Source organism: Burkholderia sp. AU17457, assembly GCF_002223255.1.
Classification (GTDB): Bacteria; Pseudomonadota; Gammaproteobacteria; order Burkholderiales; family Burkholderiaceae; genus Burkholderia; species Burkholderia sola.
This window is the reverse complement of the sequence record NZ_NKFB01000019.1, coordinates 1-902: the sequence shown is the minus strand read 5'-3', so window position 1 is coordinate 902 and position 902 is coordinate 1. Positions and strand designations below refer to the sequence as shown.

At 68.2% G+C, this 902-nt stretch carries 1 protein-coding gene; it reads left to right on the top strand.

All coding sequences use genetic code 11. The annotated features are described in order from the left end of the window. The coding region (locus CFB49_RS35385) for an ATP-binding cassette domain-containing protein (RefSeq protein ID WP_089493768.1) at positions 1–902 on the top strand (902 nt) is incomplete at both ends.

Here is a 902-nt window from a genome sequence, read left to right as displayed (position 1 = left end):
GAGATCGTCGGCCTGCTCGGCCGCTCGGGCTCGGGCAAGTCGACGCTGCTGCGGATCATCGCCGGGCTGATCGAGCCGACCGGCGGCGAGGTGACCTATCTCGGCAAGCCGCTGCGCGGCCCGGCCGAAGGCGTCGCGATGGTGTTCCAGACCTTCGCGCTGTTCCCGTGGCTCACCGTGCTGCAGAACGTGGAAGCCGGGCTCGAAGCACTCGGTGTCGGCGCGCGCGAGCGGCGCGAGCGTGCGCTCGCCGCGATCGACCTGATCGGTCTCGACGGCTTCGAGAACGCGTACCCGCGGGAGTTGTCGGGCGGGATGCGCCAGCGCGTCGGGTTTGCGCGCGCGCTCGTCGTCGATCCGACCATTCTGCTGATGGACGAGCCGTTCTCCGCGCTCGACGTGCTGACGGCCGAGACGCTGCGCACCGACCTGCTCGATCTGTGGACGCAGGGCCGCATGCCGATCAAGTCGGTGCTGATCGTCACGCACAACATCGAGGAAGCGGTGTTCATGTGCGACCGGATCCTCGTGCTGTCGTCGAACCCGGGCCGCGTGATCGCCGAGATCAAGGTGCCGTTCAAGCACCCGCGCAATCGTCTGGACCCGGCGTTCCGCAAGCTCGTCGACGACATCTACGCGAAGATGACCGCACGCCAGACCGGCGAAGCGACGAAGAAGGGGCTGGAGCTCGGCAGCTGGCTTCCGCAGGTGTCGACCAACCTGATGGCCGGCCTGATCGAGACGCTCGCGATGGCGCCGTACCACGGTCGCGCCGACATGCCGGAAATCGCGCGCACGCTGCATCTGGAAGTCGACGACCTGTTCCCGATCGCGGAAGTGCTGCAGTACCTCGGCTTCGCGGACGTGCGCGAAGGCGACGTGTTCCTGACGCCGCCGGGGCG